Origin of the sequence: Shewanella sp. ECSMB14101 (genome assembly GCF_000773485.1) — a bacterium.
Classification (GTDB): Bacteria; Pseudomonadota; Gammaproteobacteria; order Enterobacterales; family Shewanellaceae; genus Shewanella; species Shewanella marisflavi.
This window is the reverse complement of the sequence record NZ_JSFF01000054.1, coordinates 1-2,095: the sequence shown is the minus strand read 5'-3', so window position 1 is coordinate 2,095 and position 2,095 is coordinate 1. Positions and strand designations below refer to the sequence as shown.

Annotated in this window: 2 protein-coding genes and 1 pseudogene; 1 reads left to right on the top strand and 2 read right to left on the bottom strand. The window is 15.8% G+C overall.

Annotated features, from left to right (window positions below):
- Positions 1–452: proton-conducting transporter transmembrane domain-containing protein (locus tag NY07_RS19330; RefSeq protein ID WP_161783178.1), on the bottom strand; the 452-nt coding region annotated here is incomplete at its 3' end.
- Between NY07_RS19330 and NY07_RS18720 the strand changes: the two genes are divergently transcribed.
- Complete coding sequence (locus NY07_RS18720; protein ID WP_033540871.1) at positions 439–663, top strand: hypothetical protein; 225 nt, start codon at positions 439–441, stop codon at positions 661–663. The two genes, NY07_RS19330 and NY07_RS18720, sit on opposite strands and share 14 nt — an antisense overlap.
- Before the next feature lie 442 nt (positions 664–1,105).
- Here the strand turns inward: NY07_RS18720 and NY07_RS19935 are convergent.
- A pseudogene (locus tag NY07_RS19935) lies at positions 1,106–1,774 on the bottom strand (proton-conducting transporter transmembrane domain-containing protein); the annotation flags it as partial.
- Positions 1,775–2,095 lie beyond the last annotated feature (321 nt).

Genomic DNA, 2,095 nt, shown 5'->3' with positions numbered 1-2,095 from the left:
AAATTTATTAATAAAATTTCTTTTAAATAAAAAGAAGAGTAAAATGTTAGATTTATTAAATTGAAACAAGAAATCTTAAAAGAAAAATTAAAGAATAAATTTATATTTGAAGTATTTATATTAAAAATATATTGATTTGAGTAATTAAATATTATTATATATCCCATATTAATAAATATTAAAGATTTAAATAAAGCATGATTACATATATAAAGAAATGAAATTAATTTTATATTTATTAAAAGGAAAAATAATATTAATCCAATTTGTCTTAAAGTAGATAAAGCAATAACTTTTTTTATATCTTTTTCTATTAAAGCTTTTAATCCACTAATTAATATAGAAATTAAACATAAATTTATAAAAATATTTAAATTAATAACTCTAATTAATATATTAGATAATCGGAAAAAAATATATAACCCAGCAGTAACTAATGTGGAACTATGCACTATAGCTGAAATAGGTGTGGGAGCTGCTATAGCTATTGGTAATCAAGCTATGAAAGGAAATTGTGCTCTTTTAGTTAATAATGCTAATATTAAAAAAAAAATTATTATTTTATTTTTATTTATAAGTATAAAGATTATAGATATAATTATAAAACAATCTCCAAATTTATTATTAAAAAAGGTTTTAATTCTTCTATTTCAAGAATCATAATTGTTAAAATAAAAAATTAAATAAAATGAGCTAATTCCTAATCCTTCTCATCCAAAAATTATAGTTCAAATGTTAAACGAAAACACTAAAAATATTATTGATAACACAAACATTATAGTTATAAAAATAAATATTTTTATGTCTTTTTTTTTGAACATATAATTTTTTATAAATCTTATTACGTTTAATACAACTATTATAATAATAAAAAAAAACAATAAAGAGTAAGTATCTAAAATAAATATTAAATGAATTTTTCTATTTATAAATATTTCATAAAAATTTAAAATTAATCTTATATTTGTTTTAATTAATAGATTTAAGTAAAAAATTGTTAGTAATAATATAAATATAAAAGTTGTTTGAAAAATATTAATAAAAAATATTATTGAATTTTTTCTGTAAATCCACAATTTACTATTTTTTTATAAACTAAATCAATTTATATAAATGTAATTATATATATTAAATGTTCTAAAGAAATAAATATTGCTATTATTTTTAAATTATAAATTTTAAAAAATTTTATTATTGTACCTATACTTAAATTTTTTAATAAGATTAAATTAAATAAAATAGTTAATAATAATATTATGGTTACTATTAGTAAAATATTGTTGTTAAAATTTATTAAAGATATATATATATATATTTCAGAAAAAAAATTTATAAAAGGAGGAGTACCTATATTGGCAAATAAAACAAAAAATATTATTATGAAAAATATTTCGAAATTTAAAAAAGTGCTTTTATTGATTATAATATTTCGTCTGTATGTATATTCATAAATTATTCCTACTATAAAAAATATCATAGATGAAGAAAAAGAATGTCTAATTATTATTAAAGTAAATATATTTTCTGTTTCTATATTATTTCTTAATATTATAAGCACTATGCCATTTATATGAATAATTGAGGAATATGCTAAAATTATTTTTATGTCTGTACAAAAAAGGGTGTATAAAGAGATAATAATTATTCCTAATATTCTATAAATAAATAATATGTTTATTATTCTTCTATAGTTTATTAACATCAAACCATACCCTCCTAACTTTAATAATAATCTAGCTAAAATTATTGAATCGTAAAAATTTGCCTCTACGTGAGCTTTAGGTAATCAAAGGTGAAAAAATAATATTGGGATTTTAATTAAAAATCCTAATGAAAAAATTAATACTATATTTTGGTCATTTAAAAAAAAAAATATTATTAATATAGGAAAAGTTCCTATACATATAAAAATAAAGATATAGATTCTAGCTTTAAATCGTTGTATAGAAAAACTTGATATAAAAACTAAAAAAAAAATATTTAATGAAATTAATTCAAAGTATATATAAAACATGATGTAATTTTTAGCAAAAAAAAAAAAATCAAATTTAATGTTATTAATTTAATTAAAGTTTTTTTTCCGAAAAAAAAAAAA